Annotated in this window: 18 protein-coding genes; 10 read left to right on the forward strand and 8 right to left on the reverse strand. The window is 62.9% G+C overall.

Annotation, left to right across the window (positions count from 1 at the left end; translation table 11 throughout):
- Positions 1 to 232: 232 nt before the first annotated feature.
- Positions 233 to 2,137 carry a M14 family metallopeptidase gene (locus IB256_RS01645; protein ID WP_192401074.1) on the forward strand — a complete coding sequence of 635 codons (1,905 nt, stop codon included), beginning with the start codon at positions 233 to 235 and terminating at the stop codon, positions 2,135 to 2,137.
- A 62-nt stretch (positions 2,138 to 2,199) separates the two neighbouring features.
- On the opposite strand, the gene IB256_RS01650 is transcribed toward IB256_RS01645, so the two are convergent.
- The 4 genes from IB256_RS01650 to IB256_RS01665 all read right to left on the reverse strand — a co-directional run bounded on the left by IB256_RS01650 (position 2,200) and on the right by IB256_RS01665 (position 7,516).
- Positions 2,200 to 5,049, reverse strand: coding sequence for a valine--tRNA ligase (locus IB256_RS01650; protein ID WP_192401080.1), 2,850 nt, complete (start codon positions 5,047 to 5,049; stop codon positions 2,200 to 2,202).
- Positions 5,050 to 5,181: 132 nt separating this feature from the next.
- Positions 5,182 to 5,541, reverse strand: coding sequence for a DNA polymerase III subunit chi (locus IB256_RS01655; RefSeq protein WP_192291680.1), 360 nt, complete (start codon positions 5,539 to 5,541; stop codon positions 5,182 to 5,184).
- Between the two features lie 21 nt (positions 5,542 to 5,562).
- Positions 5,563 to 5,991 (reverse strand): DNA polymerase III subunit chi, encoded by a 429-nt coding sequence (locus tag IB256_RS01660; RefSeq protein ID WP_192291677.1) that lies wholly within the window; start codon positions 5,989 to 5,991, stop codon positions 5,563 to 5,565.
- Positions 5,992 to 6,025: 34 nt separating this feature from the next.
- Positions 6,026 to 7,516, reverse strand: a complete 1,491-nt coding sequence (locus IB256_RS01665) for a leucyl aminopeptidase (protein WP_192291675.1) — start codon at positions 7,514 to 7,516, stop codon at positions 6,026 to 6,028.
- A 190-nt stretch (positions 7,517 to 7,706) separates the two neighbouring features.
- On the opposite strand from IB256_RS01665, the gene lptF reads away from it, so the two are divergent.
- Positions 7,707 to 8,831, forward strand: a complete 1,125-nt coding sequence (gene lptF / locus IB256_RS01670; RefSeq protein ID WP_151188145.1) for an LPS export ABC transporter permease LptF — start codon at positions 7,707 to 7,709, stop codon at positions 8,829 to 8,831.
- Positions 8,824 to 9,891 (forward strand): LPS export ABC transporter permease LptG, encoded by a 1,068-nt coding sequence (lptG, locus tag IB256_RS01675; RefSeq protein WP_081516041.1) that lies wholly within the window; start codon positions 8,824 to 8,826, stop codon positions 9,889 to 9,891. The genes lptF and lptG overlap by 8 nt, the downstream gene beginning before the upstream one ends.
- A 71-nt stretch (positions 9,892 to 9,962) precedes the next feature.
- Here the strand turns inward: lptG and IB256_RS01680 are convergent, their stop codons facing one another.
- Positions 9,963 to 10,478 (reverse strand): RDD family protein, encoded by a 516-nt coding sequence (locus tag IB256_RS01680; protein ID WP_081516039.1) that lies wholly within the window; start codon positions 10,476 to 10,478, stop codon positions 9,963 to 9,965.
- A 161-nt stretch (positions 10,479 to 10,639) separates the two neighbouring features.
- On the opposite strand from IB256_RS01680, the gene IB256_RS01685 reads away from it, so the two are divergent.
- The 7 genes from IB256_RS01685 to IB256_RS01715 all read left to right on the forward strand — a co-directional run bounded on the left by IB256_RS01685 (position 10,640) and on the right by IB256_RS01715 (position 18,884).
- The gene (locus IB256_RS01685) at positions 10,640 to 12,187 is read left to right on the forward strand and encodes a cyclic diguanylate phosphodiesterase (protein WP_192401082.1); all 1,548 of its coding nucleotides are present in this window, start codon (positions 10,640 to 10,642) and stop codon (positions 12,185 to 12,187) included.
- Between the two features lie 585 nt (positions 12,188 to 12,772).
- Positions 12,773 to 13,162 carry a type IV pilin protein gene (locus IB256_RS01690; protein ID WP_192223995.1) on the forward strand — a complete coding sequence of 130 codons (390 nt, stop codon included), beginning with the start codon at positions 12,773 to 12,775 and terminating at the stop codon, positions 13,160 to 13,162.
- 5 nt (positions 13,163 to 13,167) lie between these two features.
- Entirely contained in the window at positions 13,168 to 13,719 is a 552-nt protein-coding gene (gene pilV, locus IB256_RS01695; RefSeq protein ID WP_081516432.1) for a type IV pilus modification protein PilV, read from the forward strand.
- On the forward strand, positions 13,716 to 14,834 hold the full coding sequence (locus IB256_RS01700) for a PilW family protein (RefSeq protein WP_192401083.1): 1,119 nt from the start codon (positions 13,716 to 13,718) through the stop codon (positions 14,832 to 14,834). Before pilV ends, IB256_RS01700 begins: the two co-directional genes overlap by 4 nt.
- Positions 14,831 to 15,319, forward strand: a complete 489-nt coding sequence (locus tag IB256_RS01705) for a PilX N-terminal domain-containing pilus assembly protein (protein WP_192291669.1) — start codon at positions 14,831 to 14,833, stop codon at positions 15,317 to 15,319. Before IB256_RS01700 ends, IB256_RS01705 begins: the two co-directional genes overlap by 4 nt.
- 2 nt (positions 15,320 to 15,321) lie before the next feature.
- Entirely contained in the window at positions 15,322 to 18,372 is a 3,051-nt protein-coding gene (locus IB256_RS01710) for a pilus assembly protein (protein WP_225601576.1), read from the forward strand.
- Between the two features lie 11 nt (positions 18,373 to 18,383).
- Positions 18,384 to 18,884, forward strand: coding sequence for a GspH/FimT family pseudopilin (locus tag IB256_RS01715; protein ID WP_192291667.1), 501 nt, complete (start codon positions 18,384 to 18,386; stop codon positions 18,882 to 18,884).
- Between the two features lie 234 nt (positions 18,885 to 19,118).
- Here the strand turns inward: IB256_RS01715 and IB256_RS01720 are convergent, their stop codons facing one another.
- The 3 genes from IB256_RS01720 to IB256_RS01730 form a co-directional block, all read right to left on the reverse strand.
- Positions 19,119 to 19,835 (reverse strand): hypothetical protein, encoded by a 717-nt coding sequence (locus IB256_RS01720; protein ID WP_192291665.1) that lies wholly within the window; start codon positions 19,833 to 19,835, stop codon positions 19,119 to 19,121.
- 331 nt (positions 19,836 to 20,166) lie between these two features.
- On the reverse strand, positions 20,167 to 21,033 hold the full coding sequence (locus IB256_RS30920; protein ID WP_192291663.1) for an AraC family transcriptional regulator: 867 nt from the start codon (positions 21,031 to 21,033) through the stop codon (positions 20,167 to 20,169).
- Positions 21,034 to 21,222: 189 nt separating this feature from the next.
- Complete coding sequence (locus IB256_RS01730) at positions 21,223 to 21,753, reverse strand: hypothetical protein (RefSeq protein ID WP_192291661.1); 531 nt, start codon at positions 21,751 to 21,753, stop codon at positions 21,223 to 21,225.
- Between the last annotated feature and the right edge of the window lie 18 nt (positions 21,754 to 21,771).

The raw sequence follows: 21,771 nt of genomic DNA on the forward strand, positions 1-21,771 counted from the left end.
GGCAGGGGAGCGGGTGCAGCTGTGCGCTGATCTTCGGCGAACCGGCGCGGTGATCCAAGCGAGCATTCTTCGCAAGGTCATTCCTCCGGGGAATGAACGGCATTTGAAGAAGGTGCATGCCAGAGCGGGCGCGACGACGAACCGCGCTGGCATTTCCCCATGGTTGTCTATGGTTGTTGCACGGGCGCGGACGCGTCCGCAGGACGATATTGCTGCAAAAGGAGAACCTCCCATGTACCACCTCTCGTCCCGAGCGCTGCTCGCCGGCCTCTTCGCCACCTCCAGCCTGCCCCTGTATGCCGCCCTGCCTTCGGCGCCGGGGTACGTCGATGACAGCGGTTACAGCGCCGCCGCGAAAAGCCGCATCCTCCCGGCGATGTTCGAGCAGAAGCTCACCAGCACGAAGTACATCGCCAAGACCGACAACCCGCTGATCACCCTGGCCGAATCCACGGGCTTCAAGCAGACCTCCGATTACCACCAGACCCGCGCCTGGCTGCAGAAGCTGGCCGATGCCTCCGGCGGCGCCATCACCCTCAGCGACCTGCCGGAGAACAGCGCCACCGGCGAGCCGATGCTGCTGGTGACCGCCAGCCGCGAGGCGGACAAGTCGGCAGCGGGGCTGAACAAGTCCGGCAAGCCGACGATCTTCGTCGAGGCGGAAATCCACCCCGGCGAGGCCAACGGCAAGGACGCCATGTTCATGCTGCTGCGCGACATGACCACCGGCGACAAGCCGCTGGCTGCTCTGCTGGACAAGGTCAACATCCTCTTCATCCCCACCGTGAACATCGACGGCGACCTGCGCCGCAGCCCCTACGGGCGGATCAACCAGAACGGCCCGGACGTCACCGGCTGGCGGGTCAACGGGCTGAACTACAACCTCAACCGCGACTTCACCAAGCTCGACAGCGCGGAGATCCGCAACGTTGCCTCGGTGTTCAACCAGTACGACCTGAGCTTCTTCGCCGACACCCATTCCACCGACGGCGCCATGTATCCCTACGACAGCTCCTATTGCCACAACGGCAACGGCTGGTCGCCGGCTTCCAGCGAGTGGATGGACAAGGTAATGCGCGGCCCGGTGTACAAGGAGCTGGAGGGCGACGGGCATGTGGTCCATGAGTGCATCAGCTTCAACGACAACCAGGACCCGACCCAGGGTTACTACCCGTACCGCACCGACCTGGCGCGCTTCTCGAATCAGTACGGCGATATTCGCAACGTGCCCTCGATCCTCATCGAGCAGCATGCCCTGCACCCCTATGAAACCCAGGTGCTGGGCAACTACGTGATGCTCAAGGCGATGCTCCAGGTGATCGGCGACAACGCCGACTCGCTGAAACAGGCCATTGGCAAGGACCGCGAACGGCTGGCGGCGCAGAAGGAGGTGATCCTCACCTGGAAGCCAGGCGATCCGCAGCACACGCCGTTCACCGTGGGTGATTACCGCTATGAGGTGTCACCGATCACCGGCAAGAAGACCATCGTCTGGAGCAACAAGCCCAAGCAGCTGAACGTGCCGGTCACCGACAACTCGGTGCCCGACCTGGTGGTGAAGCGGCCGAAGCAGTACGTGGTGCCGGTGCAGTGGAGCGAGGTGATCGCGCGCCTGAAGTCACACGGCATCCAGATGAAGACTCTGGACAAGGCCACGCCCATCGAAGTGACCCTGTACCGCATGGACGACATCAAGCTGGCCGGTGGATTCGAGCCCGACCGCGCCGCCACCAACGAGATTCCCGGTTATGAGGGGCATCTGCTGGTCAGTGGCGTCGGCAAGCCGTTCCAGCGCCTGCAGACCTACCCGGCAGGCTCGGTGGTGATCGATACCGACCAGCCGCTGGGCGTGCTGGCGGTCAACCTGCTGACGGCGGAGAGTCCGGATTCGTTCTGGTCCTGGGGCTTCTTCAACTCGACGCTGGTGGTGGCCGAGGAGCCAGAGGAGTACGTGATGGAGCCGATGGCGCGCAAGATGCTCGCCGAGGATCCGAAGCTCAAGGCCGAGTTCGAGAAGAAGCTCAGGGACGACAAGGCCTTCGCCAAGGACGCCCAGGCGCGGCTGCAGTGGTTCTTCGAGCGCACGCCGTTCCATGACGTGAATGCCTACGTGTACCCGGTGGGGGCGGTGTACTGAAGCCCGACCTGCAGAAATGACAACGGCGCCCTCGGGCGCCGTTGTTTATACCGTTCCAGGCCTTACAGGCTGGCGATCTTCTCGCGCTGCTGGATCAGGTTGGTCACGGCCTGCTCGGCTTCAGCCAGCTTGGCGCGCTCCTTCTCGATCACTTCCGGCGGGGCCTTGGCGACGAAGCCTTCATTGGACAGCTTGCCGCCCACGCGTTTGACTTCACCTTCCAGACGCTGGATTTCCTTGTCCAGGCGCGCCATCTCGGCGGCCTTGTCGATCAGGCCGGCCATCGGCACCAGCACCTGCAGGTCGCCGACCAGTGCGGTGGCGGACATTGGCGGCTCTTCGCCTTCGTCCAGCACGCGGATGGTCTCGAGCTTGGCCAGCTTCATCAGCAGCGGCTCGTTGTCGGCCAGGCGACGGTGGTCTTCGGGGGAAGCGTTGTTCAGCACCAGGTCGATGCGCTTGGCCATGGAAATGTTCATCTCGCCGCGGATCTGGCGGATGCCCAGCATCAGGGCCTTGACCCACTCGATGTCGCCTTCGGCGGCGGCGTCGATCTTCGCCTCGTCGGCGATCGGCCAGGGTTGCAGCATCAGGGTGTCACCGGACTTGCCAGCGGCGGTCTTGATGCGCTGCCAGATTTCCTCGGTGATGAATGGCATGAACGGGTGCGCCAGGCGCAGTGCGGTTTCCAGCACGCGCGCCAGGGTGCGGCGGGTGCCGCGCTGACGCTCGATCGGCGCGTTCTCGTCCCACAGTACCGGCTTGACCAGTTCCAGGTACCAGGCGCAGTACTCGTCCCAGATGAACTCGTAGAGGGCCTGGGTGGCGAGGTCGAAGCGGAAGGCGTCGAGCTGGCGCGCGACTTCGATCTCGGTGCGCTGCAGGGCGGAGATGATCCAGCGGTCCACCGAGGACAGCTCGACCGGCTCGCCATTCACGCCGGTGTCCTTGCCATCGGTGTTCTCGATGACGAAGTTGGCGGCGTTCCACAGCTTGTTGCAGAAGTTGCGGTAGCCCTCGACGCGGCCCATGTCGAACTTGATGTCGCGACCGGTGGAAGCCAGCGAGCAGAAAGTGAAGCGCAGGGCGTCGGTGCCGTAGCTGGCGATGCCTTCGGGGAACTCGGCTTTCGTCTGCTTGGCGATCTTCTCGGCGAGCTTGGGCTGCATCATGCCGCTGGTGCGTTTCTCCAGCAGCTCGTCCAAGGTAATGCCATCGACGATGTCCAGCGGGTCGAGCACGTTGCCCTTGGACTTGGACATCTTCTGGCCCTGGCCGTCGCGCACCAGACCGTGGACGTAGACGGTCTTGAACGGGATCTGCGCGGTGCCATCGCCATTCTTGATCAGGTGCATGGTCAGCATGATCATGCGCGCAACCCAGAAGAAGATGATGTCGAAGCCGGTCACCAGCACGTCGGTGGGGTGGAAGGTCTTCAGGTAGTCGGTCTGCTCCGGCCAGCCGAGGGTGGAGAAGGTCCACAGGCCCGAGCTGAACCAGGTGTCGAGGACGTCTTCGTCCTGGCGCAGGTTGGCGTCGCCCAGGTTGTGCTTGGCGCGCACTTCGGCTTCGTTGCGGCCGACGTAGACGTTGCCGGCATCGTCGTACCAGGCCGGGATGCGGTGGCCCCACCACAGCTGACGGCTGATGCACCAGTCCTGGATGTCGCGCATCCAGCTGAAGTACATGTTCTCGTACTGCTTGGGCACGAACTGGATGCTGCCGTCTTCCACGGCGGCGATGGCGGGTTCGGCCAGCGGCTTGGTGGAGACGTACCACTGGTCGGTCAGCCACGGCTCGATGACGGTGCCGGAGCGGTCGCCCTTGGGCACTTTCAGCGCGTGGTCGTCGATCTTCTCGAGCAGGCCGGCGGCTTCGAAGTCGGCAACGATCTGCTTGCGCGCGACGAAGCGGTCGAGACCGGCGTAGGCGGCCGGCAGGCTGGCGTCCAGCTCCGCGTTGACGCTGCCGTCGAGCTTGAACACCTGGGCGACGGCGAGGACGGCGGCGTCCTTGTCGAAGATGTTGATCAGCGGCAGGTCGTGGCGCTTGCCGACTTCGTAGTCGTTGAAGTCGTGGGCCGGGGTGATCTTCACGCAGCCGGTGCCGAATTCGCGGTCGACGTAGTCGTCGGCGATGATCGGGATGCGCCGGCCCACCAGCGGCAGGTCGATGAAGGTACCGATCAGCGCGGCGTAGCGCTCGTCTTCCGGGTGAACGGCGACGGCGCTGTCACCCAGCACGGTTTCCGGGCGGGTGGTGGCGACGACCAGGTAGTCCTTGCCGTCGGCGGTCTTGTTGCCGTCGGCCAGCGGGTAGCGCAGGTGCCAGAGGTGGCCCTTCTCGTCGTGGTTCTCCACTTCGAGGTCGGAGATGGCGGTGTGGAACTTGGTATCCCAGTTGACCAGGCGCTTGCCGCGGTAGATCAGGCCGTCCTCGTGCAGGCGCACGAAGGCTTCCTTCACGGCGTTGGACAGGCCTTCGTCCATGGTGAAGCGCTCGCGCGACCAGTCCACGGAGGAGCCCAGGCGGCGAATCTGGCGGGTGATGGTGCCGCCGGACTGATCCTTCCACTCCCAGACCTTCTCCAGGAACTTCTCGCGGCCCAGATCATGGCGGGCGATGCCCTGGGCGGCCAGCTGGCGCTCCACCACCATCTGGGTGGCGATGCCGGCGTGGTCGGTGCCCGGCTGCCACAGGGTGTTGCGGCCCTGCATGCGGCGGTAGCGGATCAGCGCGTCCATGATGGCGTTGTTGAAGCCGTGGCCCATGTGCAGGCTGCCGGTGACGTTCGGCGGCGGGATCATGATGGTGTACGGCTCGCCGGAACCTTGCGGGGCGAAGTAGTTCTCTCTCTCCCAGAGGGGGTACCAGTGGGATTCGATGGCGTGGGGCTGGTAGGTCTTGTCCATGAGCGCGGCGGGACCCTGATAAGGCTAGACGGAAAACCGCTGAGTATAACGGGAGGCGGGCAGTTCAGGCCACCGGGGCGGTTTTCCGTGTGGCCACTGGGCGGCTACAAAAAAGCGGAATGGTTTGGGGCGTCAGGTCTTGCGCTGGGCCAGCAGGCGCTGCATGCGCGCTTCGAGCCGGCGTTGCAGTTCGGCTTCGATCTGCGGGGCGAAGTCGTCGAGGACGTCCTGCAGGATCAGCTGGGCCGCGGCGCGCAGTTCGAGGTCCAGGCGGTTCAGCTCGCTGGCGGCGGGAGTGGCCGGCGGCGCGGCGGCAGGCTCCGGCGCCTGGGGCGCCGGCGTGACAACGTCGGAGAGCAGGGGAATGTTGTCCGGCTCGAAGGATTCAGTGAGGAGGGGCGGCTCGGCGCCCGACTCGTCCAGCAGGTCCTGGATCTTCTTCAGGTCTTCCAGCAGGTGGTCGGGGTCGTGCGGGGGCTTGTGGTTGTCCATGGTGTCTTGGCTGAGACGCTCTCAAGGGCGCGGCAGGCGGTGATCCTGCAAAGGATAGCCCTGCTCGCGGTAGCGACGGAAATTCTCCCGAGCGGCCTGACGAATCGCCGGTTCCTCGATCACCAGCTCGGCGACCCGGTTGAAGCGGTCGACGAAGTCGGGAATGGCCAGGGTCAGGTTGATCAGCAGGTCCCGGTGGCTTTCCGGCGGCTCGCCGAGGGCGAGAACGATCGGCGAGTCGGCATCTTCTTCCACCGCGTTGTGTGGGATGAAGGTTTCGCCCCGGAAGTTCCACAGCCGGGCATCCAGCGCATCGCGCTGGGCTTCGTCGCTGCACAGCACGAAGATACGCATGCCTTGCCGCCAGGCTTTTTCAGCCAGGCGGCAGGCGATGGTCAGGCGTGCGTCGGGATCGGCGCTGGGAATGACGTAGAAATCCACACGCGTCATGCGTTCGATCCCATCGGCAGGTTGCACTGTGCCATTACTTGGCGCGGTCCAGCAGGTACTGGGTCAGCAGCGGAACCGGGCGGCCCGTGGCGCCCTTGTCCTTGCCCCCGCTGATCCAGGCGGTGCCGGCGATGTCCAGGTGCGCCCAGTGGAACTTCTTCGCAAAGCGCGACAGGAAGCAGCCGGCGGTAATGGTGCCGGCCTTCGGCCCGCCGATGTTGGCGATGTCGGCGAACGGGCTGTCCAGCTGTTCCTGGTACTCGTCGAACAGCGGCAGCTGCCAGGCGCGGTCATCGGCGACTTCACCGGCCTTGAGCAGTTGCTTGACCAGTGCGTCGTTGTTGCCCATCAGGCCCGAGGTGTTGGAGCCCAGGGCGACGATGCAGGCGCCGGTCAGGGTGGCGATGTCCACCACCGACTGCGGTTTGAAGCGCTCGACGTAGGTCAGTGCGTCGCACAGCACCAGGCGGCCTTCGGCGTCGGTGTTGAGGATTTCGACGGTCTGGCCGCTCATGGTGGTGACGATGTCGCCCGGACGGGTGGCGCCGCCGCTGGGCATGTTCTCGGCGCAGGCCATCACGCCCACCAGGTTGATCGGCAGCTGCAGCTCCAGCACGGCGCGGAAGGTGCCGAACACGGAGGCAGCGCCGCACATGTCGAACTTCATCTCGTCCATGCCCAGGCCGGGCTTCAAGCTGATGCCACCGGTGTCGAAGGTGATGCCCTTGCCGACCAGTACGTGCGGGGCCTCGTCCTTCTTCTTCGCGCCGTTGTACTGCAGCACGATCAGGCGCGGCGGCTGGTCGCTGCCCTGGGCGACGGCGAGGAAAGAGCCCATGCCCAGCTCGCGCAGTTTCTTCTCGTCGAGAACCTCGACCTTCAGGCCCTTGTATTCCTTGCCCAGCGCCTTGGCCTGTTCGCCGAGGAAGGTCGGGTGGCAGAGGTTCGGCGGCAGGTTGCCCAGGTCACGGGTCAGGGCCATGCCGTTGGCGATGGCCTGGGCTTCTTTGGCGCCTTGTTCGACAGCGGTGGCGTCTGCCTTGTCGGCGAGCAGGGTGATTTTCTTCAGCTTCGGCGCTTCGGCCTTCTGGCTCTTGAAGCGATCGAAGACGTAGGTGCCGTCGGCCAGGGTTTCCACCTGCAGGCGGGCCTTGCCATGGGCATTGCGGCCTTTGACGGCCAGGTCGCCCAGGGCCAGGACGGCGTCGGCGCCACCCAGGTTCTTCAGATTGCCCAGGACGGCGGAAACCAGTTTGCGGTAGGCGCGGTCGGAGAGTTCGCGCTCTTTGCCGGCGCCGACCAGCAGGACGCGCTCAGCCTTAATGTTGGGTAAATCTTGCAGCAGTAGAGTCTGGCCCACCTTGCCTGCCAGATCGCCACGCTTGAGCAGGTTGGCGATGGCGCCGCCAGTGGCTTCGTCGACGGCCTTGGCGGTGGCGCCAAGCTTGCGGCCTTCGCCCACGGCGATGACCAGGGTGGCGGTCTTGAGAGTTTCCGGACGTACGCTTTTTACAAGGAATTCCATGGCTGAGTGTCCCCGGGACAAAGAGCAGAAGGGTCTGCGAATGAAGGTGGACTGCGCAGTGACAGGCCTGGCGAATCGCAGGATAATGCCGGCTATTTGCGCTGGGTCGCGTCCGCGCGCACCCGGCAATGCTTCACGGCGGCTAGTTTGAGCGTAGCCGCCTGAGCGTGACAACCCTGGAGTGTCCGGTTTGATTGTCTTCCGTTACCTGTCCCGTGAAGTGCTGATCACCATGAGCGCGGTGAGCGCCGTGCTGCTGGTCATCATCATGAGCGGCCGTTTCATCAAGTACCTGGCGCAGGCGGCCCAAGGCCTGCTCGATCCGGGTTCGCTGTTCATGATCATGGGCGTGCGCCTGCCGGGCTTCCTGCAGCTGATCCTGCCGCTGGGCCTGTTCCTCGGCATTCTGCTGGCCTATGGCCGCCTGTACCTGGACAGCGAGATGACCGTGCTCACCGCCACCGGCATGAGCCAGCAGCGCCTGCTGGCCATTACCCTGGCGCCGGCGCTGTTCATCGCCCTGCTGGTGGCCTGGCTGAGCCTGTGGCTGGCGCCCCAGGGCATCACCCAGATGCAGTTGCTGCTGAACAAGCAGGATGCGATGACCGAGTTCGACACCCTGGCGCCGGGGCGCTTCCAGTCGATGCGCGATGGCACGCGGGTGACCTATACCGAGACCCTGGCCAACGAGCGCACCGAGCTGGGCGGCGTGTTCATTTCGGACAAGAACCGCCCGCGCAATGGCAAGGACGGCGGCACTTCGGTGCTGGTCGGCACCACCGGCGTGCAGGAAATCCATGCGGACGGCAGCCGCTACCTGATTCTCAAGGACGGCTATCGCTACGACGGCACGCCCGGACAGGCCGATTACCGCGAGATCAAGTACGACACCTACGCCGCCCTGCTGCCCAAGCCGGAAGTGAGCAGCGAGATCGACGACCGCGACGCCATTCCCACCTCCGACCTGCTGGGCAGCGACGATCCTCGCATGAAGTCGGAGCTGCAGTGGCGCCTGTCCATCCCGCTGCTGGTCTTCGTGGTGACCGTGCTGGCCGTGCCGCTGTCGCGCGTCAACCCGCGCCAGGGCCGCTTCCTCAAGCTGCTGCCGGCCGTGCTGCTGTACATGGCCTACCTGGCGCTGCTGATCGCCGGGCGCGGCATGCTCGACAAGGGCAAGATTCCCATGGCCCTGGGCCTGTGGTGGATCCACGGGATATTCCTGGCCATCGGCCTGTTGTTGTTGTACTGGGAGCCGCTGCGTCTGAAGCTGGCCGCCAAGCGAGCGAAGTCGGGCGGAGTGCTGAAGCATGCGTAAGCTGGATCGTTACATCGGCACCACTGTCTTCGTTTCCATTCTCGCGGTACTCGGGGTGATCCTCGGGTTGGCCGAACTGTTCGCCTTCGTCGACCAGCTGGGGCAGATCAGCGACACCTACACCCTCGGCGAGGCGCTCAAGTTTGTCCTGCTGACCGCGCCGAGCCGTGGCTACGACATGCTCCCCATGGCCGCGCTGATTGGCTGCCTGGTGGGCCTGGGTACCCTGGCCAGCAACAGCGAGCTGACCATCATGCGCGCCGCTGGCGTGTCGCTGCAGCGCATCGTCTGGGCGGTGATGAAACCGATGCTGGTGCTGATGTTCGCCGGCATCCTGGTGGGCGAGTACGTGATTCCCTACACCGAAACCGCTGCCCAGAGCGGTCGCGCCCTGGCGCAGAGCGGCAATGGTTCGCAAAGCTCGAAGTCGGGCCTGTGGCACCGCCAGGGGCATGAATTCATCCATATCAACGTGGTGCGCCCGGATGGCGTGCTGCTGGGCGTGACCCGCTACAACTTCGACGACAACCGTCGCCTGCAGAGCGCGAGCTTCGCCCGTCAGGCGGTGTTCGAGAACGACCAGTGGCAGTTGCAGGATGTGACCACCTCGGTGCTGCACGCGGCTGAAAAGCGCAGCGAGGTCGTAAGCAAGCCCAGCGAGACCTGGAACATCCAGCTCAGCCCGCAACTGCTCAACACCGTGGTGATGGAGCCGGAGGCGCTGTCGATCACCGGCCTGTGGAACTACATCCATTACCTGCAGGACCAGGGCCTGAGCTCCAACCGCTACTGGCTGGCGTTCTGGACCAAGATCCTGCAGCCGCTGGTGACCGCTGCCCTGGTGCTGATGGCGATCTCGTTCATCTTCGGCCCGCTGCGCAGCGTGACCCTCGGCCAGCGCGTGTTCACCGGTGTGCTGGTGGGCTTCACCTTCCGCATCGCCCAGGACCTGCTTGGCCCGTCCAGCCAGGTGTTCAACTTCCCGCCGCTGCTGGCGGTGCTGGTGCCGGCGGCGATCTGCGCCTTCCTCGGCACCCTGTTGCTGAAACGAGCAGGCTGAGTCCCATCGCGGGGTAGAACCCGCGCCCGCAAAAAAGCCGGCAATCGCCGGCTTTTTTATTGCCCGGGGTTTCAGCCCCGCCCCTGCGATGCCTTGCGTACCGCCTTGGGGATCTGGATCACCACGCTTTCCGAGTAGCGGTCCTGCCAGGTGCGCTGGTCCTTGTCCCAGAGCATCCAGAGGAAGCCCAGGCCGGCGCAGCCCCAGGAGGCGATGGCGATCACAAAGCGCAGCAGCGCCTGCATCAGGGTGATGCGCGTGCCGTTGGCGTTCTGCACACGAACGCCCCAGACCTGCATGCCCAGGGTCTGGCCACTGTGGGTCCAGAACTTCGCGAAGAAGGCGAACACGCTGATGAACAGCAGGCTGGACAGCAGCGGGTCGCCGGTCAGAGCCCCCTGGTCGGCCAGCATCCGGAGCTTCTCGCTGCCGTAGATCAGGCGCAGGAAACCCTGCTGATAGGCCAGCGTCACCACCATCAGCAAGGCCACGCAGAGCAAGAAGTCATAGAACATCGCGGCAAAGCGACGGAGGAGCGTGGCGGGCGGGAAGTTACCCGCGGGCTGGAGCTGCTGCGGCTTGGACATGGGCGTCTTCTGTGGCGATCAGGATGGATGGGGCGGGGATTATACGGATTCCGCCGCGTGGCGCCCGGCGGCGGTGGCTGTTCTAAGCTCAAACCACGTCGCTGCCCATGGGGGAGTGGCAATGCGTCGCAGGTCGCGGCGCCGTCAAGCAAGGAACAAGGATGCCGCTTCGCAACTACACCCGGCGCCGGCTGCTGCCTCGCCTGGTCTTCTCCCTCTCCATGGCCCTGCTGCCGTTGCTGCTGGGCAGCGCCATCATCTATTGGCAGGCCTTGCGCACCCTGAGCGTCGAGGCGCGTACTGCCTCGAACGAGGCTGTTCGGCTGTTCGACGTGATGCTGAACAATGCGGCTGGGGCCGCCCAGGTGGCTCTGCTGCATGTGGATGAGGGCTGCGACGAGGCGACACTCGTCCTGCGCGAACAGGTGGCGGTGGTGCCGTTCGTCCGGTCGGTCAATCTGACTCGCGATGACCAAATCTATTGCACCTCGCTGTTCGGCGACTTCGAGGCGCCGCTGGATTCGAGCCTGTATGTCGCCGGCCGGCTGCGGATGATGGCCGGTAACGAGATCACGCCGAACTACGCGCTGTTGATCCTGCGGCGTGTCGAAGGACGCCACGCCGCGCTGGCGACGGTGGATGGACGTTACCTGAGCAACACGCTGCAACTGGTCGATCAACGCAGCGACCTGCAATTGCAGGTCGGCGGGCAGTGGATGGATGAGGAGGGCAGGGTGTTCGACGGCAAGCCTGTCCGCCTGCCGCTGGGGCATGTCGAGCTGACCTCCGAGCGATTCCCCTACAAGGTTATCGGCGGCTTCCCCGAAGGGGCGCAATGGCGGCACATCCACGAAGACGCGTTGCCGCTGGTGGCGTTGATGCTGATGCTGGGTGGTGCATCGGGCGTGGCCTGCTACTGGCTCTGGGGGCGTTCGGCGACGCCAAGCCTGGAGCTTGAGCGTGCCTTGCTCGCCGGGGAGTTCGTGCCGTACCTGCAGCCGCTGGTCGATGCCCGGGACGGCCGCTGGGTCGGCGCGGAAGTGCTGATGCGCTGGGTCCATCCGCGCGAAGGCATGGTCGGCCCGGACCTGTTCATCCCCATGGCCGAGCGCTCCGGGCTGATCGTGGCGATGACCCGCGAGCTGTTCCACCAGGTCGCCGATGGGCTGGCACCGCACGGGCACCTGCTGGGCGAGGGCTTCCATCTGAGCTTCAACATCAGCGCCCGGCATTGCACGGAGCCGGGGTTGTTCGGTGATTGCCGCGATTTCCAGGCGCGCTTCCTGCCCCATCGGCCGGAGCTGACCCTGGAGCTGACCGAGCGCGAGCTGATTGTTTCCAGCGAGGTGACCGACGAACTGTTCGACAACCTGCATGCTCTGGGCGTCAAGCTGGCCATCGATGACTTCGGCACCGGCAATTCCAGCCTCGCCTACCTGCATCGCTTCAAGGTGGACGCGCTGAAGATCGACAAGAGTTTCGTGGCGATGATTGGCGTGGATGCCCTGTCTTCGCACGTTCTGGACAGCATCGTCGAGCTGTGCGGCAAGCTGGATCTGATGATCATTGCCGAGGGCGTGGAAACCGAGGAGCAGCAGGATTACCTCGCCCTGCGCGGTGTGGAGGTGCTGCAAGGGTACCTCTTCGATCGACCCATGCCGCTGGCCGCATTTGTCCAGGCACTTCAGGGACGGTCACTCGGGGGCTGATGCCGGCTTGCCGTCCCTGTTGCGGTGAGGGGGCGGCGCGCTGGGAAGTTTTCCAGCCTGTGGAGTGGATGTGAACAGCCGGCTGTTCCTGTCTGGGAGCTGATTGACTCGATAGTTAGCTGATGAATAGTCGGATAAGCATAGTTTTAAAGATGTAATGGTTTCTCGTTCGTTATTGCGAGATGGCTACTTTTTAATAGGTTATCAGTGCTGATGTTATTAACTTGAAATGCACTATTGAGAGTTTGATTTTACGTTTTTTTCACAACTTCTTCATGTGTATTTCATGAATGGTGCGGTTGTTCTTTATATAGCTTTTCTGGCTGGCTGCCGGGTGTTTATTTTGATGCGTAAGTGACTGATTTTCAGGGATTTTGGCCCTGGCGATGTTTCGTTCTAATACCCCGGATTCAGCGGGTGTTGGTATTTTGGCGCTCCGGAATTGGCCCTCTTTTCGTTAGCTATTTTTATATATGGCGATACGTCGGCGACGACTGGTATTGAATTACTGTGTCGGCGGGGTGGCGATTCGCCATTTAACTAATAGAGTCTTTGAAAAAGGCCCCGGCAAAGAGAGTCTCGATAATGCCTGTTAGTTCCCGTGGTTTTACCCTGATCGAGTTGATGGTGGTGGCGGCGATAGTAGCGATCCTGGCTGCAATCGCTTACCCCAGCTATCAGCAGTACGTCATCCGGGGCAAGCGGTCCGCGGCCCAGGCGCAGATGATGGATATCGCCAACCGCCAGCAGCAGTACCTGCTGGCCAACCGCGCCTACGCCAGCAAGTCGGCGCTGGAAAGCGGTGGCTATGCGCTGCCCAGTGAGGTGTCGGGCAACTACAGCTACGACATCACCGTGGGCAGCGGCACACCGCCGACTTTCACCATTACCTTCACCCCGAGCGGCGGGCAGGCCAGCGACGGCAACCTGACCCTGGCCAGCGACGGCACTCGGACGCCATCGGCGAAGTGGTGATCAACATGATGACCTCCCGGCACCGCGGCTTCACCCTGATCGAGCTGCTTGTCAGCATCCTCATCATCTCGCTGGGCCTGCTCGGCCTGGCCAAGCTGCAGATGCGCATGCAGCTGTCGGACATGGAGTCCTACCAGCGCGCCCAGGCGCTGCTGCTGCTCAATGACATGTCCAGCCGGATGAACGCCAACGCGAAGAACTCCTCCAGCTATGTCACCGGCAGCAGCTCGCCGGTGGGAGCGGGCATGTCCTGTCCGACCAGCAGCGGGACCCGTCAGCAGGCGGACCTCGCTGACTGGTGCAACAGCCTGCAGGGCGCGGCGGAAGTGGGCGGCGGCAGCGTGAAGGCCGGCGCCATGCTCGGCGGGCGAGGCTGCATCGAGTCGCTGGGCAGCAATCAGTACCTGATCACCGTGGCCTGGCAGGGCATGTCGCCGATCTCGGCGCCGCCTTCGAGCGTGGCGTGTGGCAGTAACAGCTACAACGGCAGCTCCGGATGCAGCAGCGACCTGTGCCGGCGCGTGGTCACCACGGTTGTGCGGGTGGCCTCGCTATGAGGGGCGCATCCCGCCACAGGGGCTTCACCCTGGTAGAGATGATGATCGCAGTGACCATCAGCCTGCTGATCATGGTCGCGGTGCTGACGCTCTACCTGAACCTGCGCCGGACCAGTGACGACATGGCCCAGACCAACTCGCTGATCGAGAATGGGCGCTTCGCCGTGGGCCTGCTGCAGGAAGACCTCGCCCACGCCGGGTTCTGGAATGGCTATGTACCGCAGTTCGATGACCTGACCGCGACCGATCCGCCGGCCGATTACCCGACGGCGTTGCCGCCGGTGTGCTCGGCCTTCTCGACCTGGACGCAGCAGGACAGGATCAACTCCGTCGGCATCGCGGCACAGACCTTCTCCGCGGTGCCCCCCGGTTGCTCGGCGATAGTCACCAACCTGGCGAGCAACTCCGATGTGCTGGTGGTGCGGCATGTCGATACCTGCTCACCGGGCGTTGGCAATTGCGATGCACTGGCAGCCGGCAAGGTGTATTTCCAGTCGTCCTTCTGCAAGAACGAGACCCTCGGGGCCTTTGTGCTGGACACCACCGGGTTCACCCTGACGAGCCTCAATTGCCTGACCATCGCCGAGCGTCGCAAGTTCGTCATCGATCTGTATTACGTGCGCGATTACGCGGTGAGCGCAGGCGATGGCATACCGACCCTGATGCGCTCCACCTTCGATCTTTCCGGTGGGGCCACGCCGGCCAACGCGCTGCAGGCAGCAGTACCGCTGATCGAGGGGGTCGAGGCCTTCCGCGTCGAGCTGGGCCTGGACAGCCTCAGCAAGTCGAACGATCCGACCGATTACCTCGCGGCGCCGCACTGGGATGACCCCAACACCCGGGTCACTGTGACCAACCGCGGCGATGGTTCTCCCGACGGCAGCTTTGTCCATTGCGGGGCCAGTTCCTGCACGCTGGACCAACTGGCGAACGTGGTGGAGGCCCGGCTCTACGTTCTGGCCCGCGCCCGTACCCGGACGGCAGGCTACACCTCGGACAAGACCTATGCCCTGGGAGGCTCCACCCTGGGCCCGTTCACCGATGGCTATAAACGGCATCTGTTCACCTCCAGCGCCACGCTGGTGAACATATCCCGGCGGAGGCAGACGCCATGACGACGCAGCGCAATTCGAAAGCCCAGCGGGGCGCGACCCTGGTGGTCGCCCTGGTGATGTTGCTGATGCTGATGCTGATGGTCGGCAGCGCCTACACCCTCAGCGGCACCAATCTGAAGGCAGTGGGCAACATGCAGTTCCGAAACGAGGCCATCGCTGCGGCTGATGTGGGTATCCAGCGGGTCATCGGCTCGGCCTTCACTGCGGCGCCGACCGCCGAGCAGCTCAATGTCGACATCAATAACGACGGCACCACCGACTACCAGGTTTCCATGGCGTCGCCGGTGTGCATGAGCGCCAGGCCGAGTCCCTCCAATCTGGCTTGTGGTGGTGGTCAGGCAGCCATGTGTTCCACGGGGTGGGACACCGTCTGGGGGCTCAACGCCAATGTCACCGATGCCGTGACCGGCACCTCGGTAAGAGTGCGTTCCGGGGTGCGGGTGCACCTGACCGATTCGCAGAAGATCGCCGCGTGCGGAGCATGAACATGAACAAGAGCTGCCAGGCCGGAATGCTCCGGCGGATAGTTGCCCTCTGCCTTCTGTGCGTCGCCCAGTCGGCTGTACGCGCCGAGGACATCGACCTGTTCGTCGGCACTCCCACAGGCGCCACGGATGCGCCGAACGTCCTGATCATCCTGGACAACACCGCCAACTGGACCACGCCGTTCAGCAACGAGATGACTGCGCTGGCGTCGGTGGTCAACGGGCTGCAGGTGAACAAGTTCCGCGTCAGCCTGATGCTGTTCAGCGAGACCGGGAGCGGCAACAAGGGTGACGACGGCGCCTATGTGCGTGCCGCCATGCGTCTGCTCGACAGTTCGACCAAGCCCAAGTACCAGGCGCTGGTCAGCAGCCTGGATGTGGGGAGCGACAAGTCCAATGGCGGCAAGATCAGCAAGGCGATGGAGGAGGCCTGGCTGTATTACTCGGCGGGCACGCCCAACTCCGGCAACCAGAAGGTCAAGACCGATTTCACCGGCAATGCCAGCGGCACCACGGCGTCCAAAGCCATCTATGCCCTGGGTGGCAACGCCCTGGCATCGAAGGACGCCACCACCTACAACAATCCGATCGTCGCTGGCTGCGCGAAAAACTTCATCATCTACATCAGTAACGGCGCGGCGCAGGACAATACCAACGATATCAAGCAGGCTACCAGCGCATTGACTACTGCCGGGGGCAACACCACGGCGATCCCCATTTCCCCCAGCGGCTCGCAGGACAACATGGCCGACGAATGGGCGCGCTTCATGAAGAAGAGCACCCAGGCCATCACCACCTACACCGTGGATATCAACAAGGAAACCACCGGGCAGGGCCCGGGTTGGACCGCCCTGTTGAAGAGCATGGCCAACGTCAGCAGTGGCAAATATTTCGACGTGACGGCCAGTGGCACGCAGATCTCCGATGCGCTGAATGCGATCTTCTCCGAGATCCAGGCGACCAACAGCGTGTTCGCCTCCGTCACCCTGCCGATCAGCGTCAGTTCGCAGAGCACGTACCTGAACCAGGTGTTCGTCGGCATGTTCCGTCCGGATTCCGACTCCTTCCCGCGCTGGCCCGGCAACCTCAAGCAATACAAGGTGGGCGTGGTCAGCAGCCAGCTCACCACGGTGGACGCCAACGGCGACAGCGCAATCAACAGCGGTACCGGTTTCATCACTGAATGCGCCCGTAGCTTCTGGACGCCGACGTCGCTGGACAGCTACTGGGCGTTCAAGCCCCAGGGCAACTGCCTGACCGTGACCGGGTCCGACGTATCCAACTATCCCGACGGCAACATCGTCGAGAAGGGCGCCCAGGCCTATGTATTGCGCCAGGCCAGTTCGCGGACCATGAAGACCTGCAACCCCACGACCTGCACGGCGCTCACCAACTTCAACACCGCCAACACCGCAGTCACCCAGGCCCTGCTGGGCGCGGCAGACGCCACCGAGCGGACCAACCTGATCGGCTGGGCCATCGGCGCCGACAATCAGGATGAGAACCTCAACGCCAATGTCACCGAGATGCGCTCGTCGGTCCACGGCGACGTCGTGCATTCACGCCCCGCAGCGGTCAACTACGGCACCACGTCTTCACCGCTGGTGGTGGTCTACTACGGCGCCAACGACGGACTGCTGCACGCCATCAACGGCAACCGCAGCGGAACCGTCGCAGGCGTCTCGGCCGGCAGTGAAATCTGGTCGTTCATGCCGCCGGAGTTCTACCCGCGGATCAAGCGCCTGCGCGACAACACCACCACCATCAGCTTCCCCGGCCATACCACGGGTACGCCCACGCCGCAGCCCAAGGACTACGGCATGGACGGCTCGGTTTCCGTGGTGCAGCAGGGCACCAGCACCTGGATCTACTCCGCCATGCGCCGTGGCGGTCGCTCCATCTACGCGTTTGACGTAACCACCCCGGCCAGCCCGACTCTGAAGTGGAAGATCGGTTGTCCCAACATGGCCAATGACACCGGCTGCGGTACTGGCCTCAGCGGCATGGGGCAGACCTGGGCGACCCCAGTTCCTGTCCTGGCGCAAGGCTACGGCAGCGGTGCGTCGACGATCCTGGCCATGGGCGGTGGCTATGATAATTGCGAGGATGCCGACCCCAATACCTGCACGACGTCCTCCAAGGGCAATCACATCTATCTGCTGGATGCCGACACCGGCGCCTTGCTGAAGACCTTCGACACTGATCGCGGAGTCGTCGGCAGCGTCGCCCTGGTCACCAACAGCAGTGGCTTGATCGCCTACGGCTATGCCTCCGACCTGGGGGGTAACGTCTACCGGATCTCCGGCGTCGATGCCTACAGTGCCATCGGCAGCACCGCACCGGCCAACTGGACCATGACCAAGATCGCTTCCCTGGGGTGCGCGACGGCGACCTCCTGTACGGCCAACCGCAAGTTCCTCTACGGCCCGGAGGTGGCCTCCGTCAACGGCGAGTACGTGATCCTGCTGGGCTCCGGCGACCGCGAGAAGCCGCTGCTCACCTACACTTCCGCCGCCAGCGTGGCGAACCGCTTCTATGTCCTGCGCGACAAGCCCAGCGACGTCAACTGGCTGACCCTGGAGAACGCCACCTGCGCCGCCAACCTGATCTGCAACAACTCGCTGCTGCCCATTACCTCCACGGCCACGCCCACCAATACGCAGATCGCGGCCTACCCCAAAGGCTGGTACCTGGGCCTGCAGTCCACCGAACAGGTAGTGACTTCGGCGCTGCTGCTTTACAACAACATCACCTTCAGCACCCACCAGCCTGCCGTGGCCAGCCCCACCAGCTGCTCCAGCCTGGGCACCGCGCGCGTCTACAACATCAGCTACCTGAACGCCGCAGGCACCGGTGACCAGCGCTTCGGCGTCATCTCCGGCGGCGGCCTGCCTCCGTCGCCGGTGGCGGGGCGCGTGCAACTCGACGACGGCAGCCTGAGGGACTTCATCATCGGCGGTTCTTCCGACTCGCCGTTGAAGGTCTCCGAGCCGACTGCGCCGGGCACCAGTCCTCAGCCCAAATCCTGGGTGTTCTGGGATATCGAGCGATAGGAGGGCGAGCCATGAAAGCGACCAACAGACGCCCTGCCAACGGTTTCACCTTGCTGGAACTGATGGTGACACTCGCGGTGCTGGCAATCCTGGTCGGCATCGCCGTGCCTTCGCTTAGTGATGCGACCCTTGCCGGCAAGCTTGCCTCCAGTGCCAACGATCTGGTGGCGGGCGTCGCCGTGGGGCGCAGCGAGGCGATCAAGCGCAACACGGTGACCAGCCTGTGCGTATCCAGCAATGGCACCAGTTGCGGCTCGGGCGGCTGGGAACAGGGCTGGATTGTCATTTCCGGATCTACCGTGATCCAGAAGCATCCCGCCGCGCCGACGGGGTTCAAGGTTACTTCCAGTGTCGCCAAGATCGATTTCCAGCCCAGCGGCGTGGGCAATACCCAGGCAAGCGTCACCGTGTGCCGCTCCGCGCCGTCTGCTGGTGCCCAGGAGCGAGTCGTCAACGTCAGCGCCACGGGCCGTGCCTATGTCAGCAAGACGACGACAGGTTCCTGTTCCTGATGCGATGAAATGCTTCTGCCAGCACCCGGCAGGGCAAATCGCAGACAACAAAAAACCGGCCCGAAGGCCGGTTTTTCGTGGGTTTCGACAGTTCATCGGAACTGCCGGAACGATGTGGTGGTGCCCCGGGAGGGACTCGAACTTATTGATGGAAGGCTCGTGGCATCTGACTTATGTTGAGAGTGGTTCGGGTCAGTGCCCCCAATTATGCCCCCAAAGAGAATTGTGCCCTGGCTACTGAGGTTCGGTAACGGTGGCCATCGTCGAGTTGCGGTCCTCTCGGATGCCGCTGGGAATATGTTCTGGGGTGCTCGGCCCATTGTCTGTGGGTGCTTCATTGCGTTCCAGGTACTTGCGAACGTTGTTCGCGCACTTGGCGCTTAAAAAGTCCTCACCGAGTAGGCGCGCGAGAATAACCAGACCGCCGAATGCAAGCAGCCCAAGCGCCAAGCCGTATGGCATTGTCATAGACAGGGAGAGGTACGCAAAAAAGAAGATGCCGGCGGTGATGCAGTAGAAGAGCGAGAATAGGCCGATCGCGGCGCCAACCCAATCGAGTCGAGTGATCCGGATGACGGGCGCGGCATCTTGTGGCCCTTGCTCAAGGTGCTTTGCCACCCAGCGTAGCTGCGTGCGGTTCCACAGTCCTAGCGAGGCAAGCTCTACTAGAAAATCCATCTTCTGCTTGCTTGCTGTTACGCCAGAGGCGACGCGGAAAGCCTCAAGCTCGATGGCGTCATCCAGGTACTGGGCGAGTGGGCGGTCATCCTTCTTAACACCTGCCCGCAACTCGTTGAGCCGCTTGAAGCGCTTCTGTACGAAGTTCTTGTCGTGAAAGTCGAAGGCAGAGCCAAGTGTCGAGATGGTTTTGGCGAATACCAGCGCGGCTATTACCAGCACGCTGTAGCCGCTGCCTAAAACACTCTGCGCCTGCTGAAGTAACGCTTCCATACACGGACTCCCTTTTCTTCCCTGAGGGTGCTGCTTCTCTTGGGCCGCATCGTACCGCATCAGAGCTCATAAACCCCGGACGAGCACGGCCCATTCTGGCGACCGTTTCCGGTTGGTATAGTGCCGCGCGCCCAGTCATTGCGCGGGTTCCGCTTCAAACCGGAACCGGAAACGGCTTGCCCAGGAAAAGCTGGTATGTAGTCCGAATTCGGGGCTCGAATTACCCGCATCTGCTCCTAATACTCTAGGGACCCTCGTTCGATTCCGACGGCAGCTTCCGACCCATAGCGGACGTCTCAGGAGACAAACAACAGGAATCGATTCTTTCCCGTCAAGCTTGCCCCGCACTTACCAACTGTGCCGAGAACTGGCTGCGAAACTCCGCTGGAGAGACTCCAAACCATCGCTTATGAGCTCTACAGAAGGAGCCTGTACGCCTATAGCCAAGCGCGCTGGCGATCTCGTTAATTCCTATGTTCGTTTGCTGGAGCAAATGGAGCGCTTGGCTGCGACGCACATTGTCTAACAGTTGCTCGAAGTCGGTTCGCTCATCAGCGAGTCGTCGCTGCAGCGTTCGAGGGTTCATACCGAGAGCTTGGGAAACAAGGTCAAGCGTCCCTTGGTGAAGGGGCATGAGTCTCAGAATGTGGGCTGTGACTAGCTCCTGTATATGACCTGAATAACTGGTCTGCGATTCAATGTAGAAGCGCATGATGGAGTGAAGTGTGGGGTCTCGCTCCGTGCAGACCTCATCGAGCGTTGCTGAGGACAGTACCAGCGAATTATTTCTCTGCCTGAAAAGTGCTGGGCAACCGAATCTCTTGAGGTAGTTGCCACGGTCACCTAGGGGCCCGTGGCGAAAGGTAGTCTGTTGAGGAGAGAACGGCCGGCCGAGAAGTATCCCGATCAAGCGGGTTGTGTGGAGCATCCAGGTTTCGACCACCAGTCCATCACCTTGAGAGGGACAGGCGCACTCGAAATGCATCTGAGCATGAGACGGTACGCGCTCCAAACGGCATTGGACTGTCTTTATGCAGCTGCTCATGTATCGAGCGAGTGATTCAAGGGCATCGCCGACTGTCGGGGCAGAGGTCATCAGATAACGAAGCTCACCAAAATGAGCTAGTTGGGAGCCTTCTTTGTCGGAGCATCCGATTGATGGACGGTTGAGATTTACCTTCGTCAAAGAAATTCGCATTGGCCTGACCTTGAGCTGTTCAGAGTATGCCTCTCTTCGGAATCGAAGATGGCATATGTCTAGGCTAGACCATTGGCGCGCAGGTCTACTGTGCCTGCAGCAAGTCGCATCTGCTCAACACCTTATTGAAAAATCGCCATTCACCGCCCTTTGATAGCTGTTACCTGATTTGTTTGGAAGATGCGCCGCCTATGGGACTGGGTTGTCGTTGGCGGTACGAGGTGGAAGCGGGCCGAGGAACATCTTCCTCAGGCGCTCATGGCCGATCACCCGTGCCAGCTCCGAAATGACGCAGTACATAAAGATCAGGGTGATTAACAGTATCTGCACCGCCCAGAAGCGCGGCCAGTTCATGGACGTCCACAGCATGGAGTTGGCGTCCAGCAGGCTGGGCGCTTCCTTCCAATACTCGTAGAGCCGCTCCAGGTAGTGCACGAACAGGGCGACCAGTGCGTACATCAGGGTCTTCCAAGTGACGTTCCAGATCAGAGGCTTCTCGGGAAAGCGATTGATGAAGGGCAGCATGTCGGCCACCAGTACCGACTTGCCGAGCACCAGCGAGGCGATCAGAACCGAAGCCGTCACGGGAAGCGGAACGCCGGTTCCCTTGATCATCAGCGCGCGAATGGCTGCGACGATGTGCAGGATGACGAAGAAGAAAATGGTCGGCGGCAACGCCTTCATGAACTCGTGCTTTGCCTTCTTCAGTATCGATGACATGCGGTCCCCTATTGGTTG

This window comes from Pseudomonas sp. PDM17 (genome assembly GCF_014851985.1).
In the GTDB taxonomy this organism is placed as follows: Bacteria; Pseudomonadota; Gammaproteobacteria; order Pseudomonadales; family Pseudomonadaceae; genus Pseudomonas.

What these genes read in the sequence shown, in the direction of transcription:
- IB256_RS01655 (WP_192291680.1), bottom strand. Translation starts at nt 5,541, where the DNA reads ATGGACAACCACAAGCCCCCGCACGACCCCGACCACCTGCTGGAAGAC.
- IB256_RS01690 (WP_192223995.1), top strand. Translation starts at nt 12,773, where the DNA reads ATGCCTGTTAGTTCCCGTGGTTTTACCCTGATCGAGTTGATGGTGGTG.
- IB256_RS01680 (WP_081516039.1), bottom strand. Translation starts at nt 10,478, where the DNA reads ATGTCCAAGCCGCAGCAGCTCCAGCCCGCGGGTAACTTCCCGCCCGCC.
- IB256_RS01665 (WP_192291675.1), bottom strand. Translation starts at nt 7,516, where the DNA reads ATGGAATTCCTTGTAAAAAGCGTACGTCCGGAAACTCTCAAGACCGCC.
- IB256_RS01710 (WP_225601576.1), top strand. Translation starts at nt 15,322, where the DNA reads ATGAACAAGAGCTGCCAGGCCGGAATGCTCCGGCGGATAGTTGCCCTC.
- IB256_RS01700 (WP_192401083.1), top strand. Translation starts at nt 13,716, where the DNA reads ATGAGGGGCGCATCCCGCCACAGGGGCTTCACCCTGGTAGAGATGATG.
- IB256_RS01660 (WP_192291677.1), bottom strand. Translation starts at nt 5,991, where the DNA reads ATGACGCGTGTGGATTTCTACGTCATTCCCAGCGCCGATCCCGACGCA.
- IB256_RS01720 (WP_192291665.1), bottom strand. Translation starts at nt 19,835, where the DNA reads ATGGAAGCGTTACTTCAGCAGGCGCAGAGTGTTTTAGGCAGCGGCTAC.
- IB256_RS30920 (WP_192291663.1), bottom strand. Translation starts at nt 21,033, where the DNA reads ATGCGAATTTCTTTGACGAAGGTAAATCTCAACCGTCCATCAATCGGA.
- IB256_RS01645 (WP_192401074.1), top strand. Translation starts at nt 233, where the DNA reads ATGTACCACCTCTCGTCCCGAGCGCTGCTCGCCGGCCTCTTCGCCACC.
- IB256_RS01705 (WP_192291669.1), top strand. Translation starts at nt 14,831, where the DNA reads ATGACGACGCAGCGCAATTCGAAAGCCCAGCGGGGCGCGACCCTGGTG.
- IB256_RS01730 (WP_192291661.1), bottom strand. Translation starts at nt 21,753, where the DNA reads ATGTCATCGATACTGAAGAAGGCAAAGCACGAGTTCATGAAGGCGTTG.
- pilV (WP_081516432.1), top strand. Translation starts at nt 13,168, where the DNA reads ATGATGACCTCCCGGCACCGCGGCTTCACCCTGATCGAGCTGCTTGTC.
- IB256_RS01685 (WP_192401082.1), top strand. Translation starts at nt 10,640, where the DNA reads ATGCCGCTTCGCAACTACACCCGGCGCCGGCTGCTGCCTCGCCTGGTC.
- IB256_RS01650 (WP_192401080.1), bottom strand. Translation starts at nt 5,049, where the DNA reads ATGGACAAGACCTACCAGCCCCACGCCATCGAATCCCACTGGTACCCC.
- IB256_RS01715 (WP_192291667.1), top strand. Translation starts at nt 18,384, where the DNA reads ATGAAAGCGACCAACAGACGCCCTGCCAACGGTTTCACCTTGCTGGAA.
- lptG (WP_081516041.1), top strand. Translation starts at nt 8,824, where the DNA reads ATGCGTAAGCTGGATCGTTACATCGGCACCACTGTCTTCGTTTCCATT.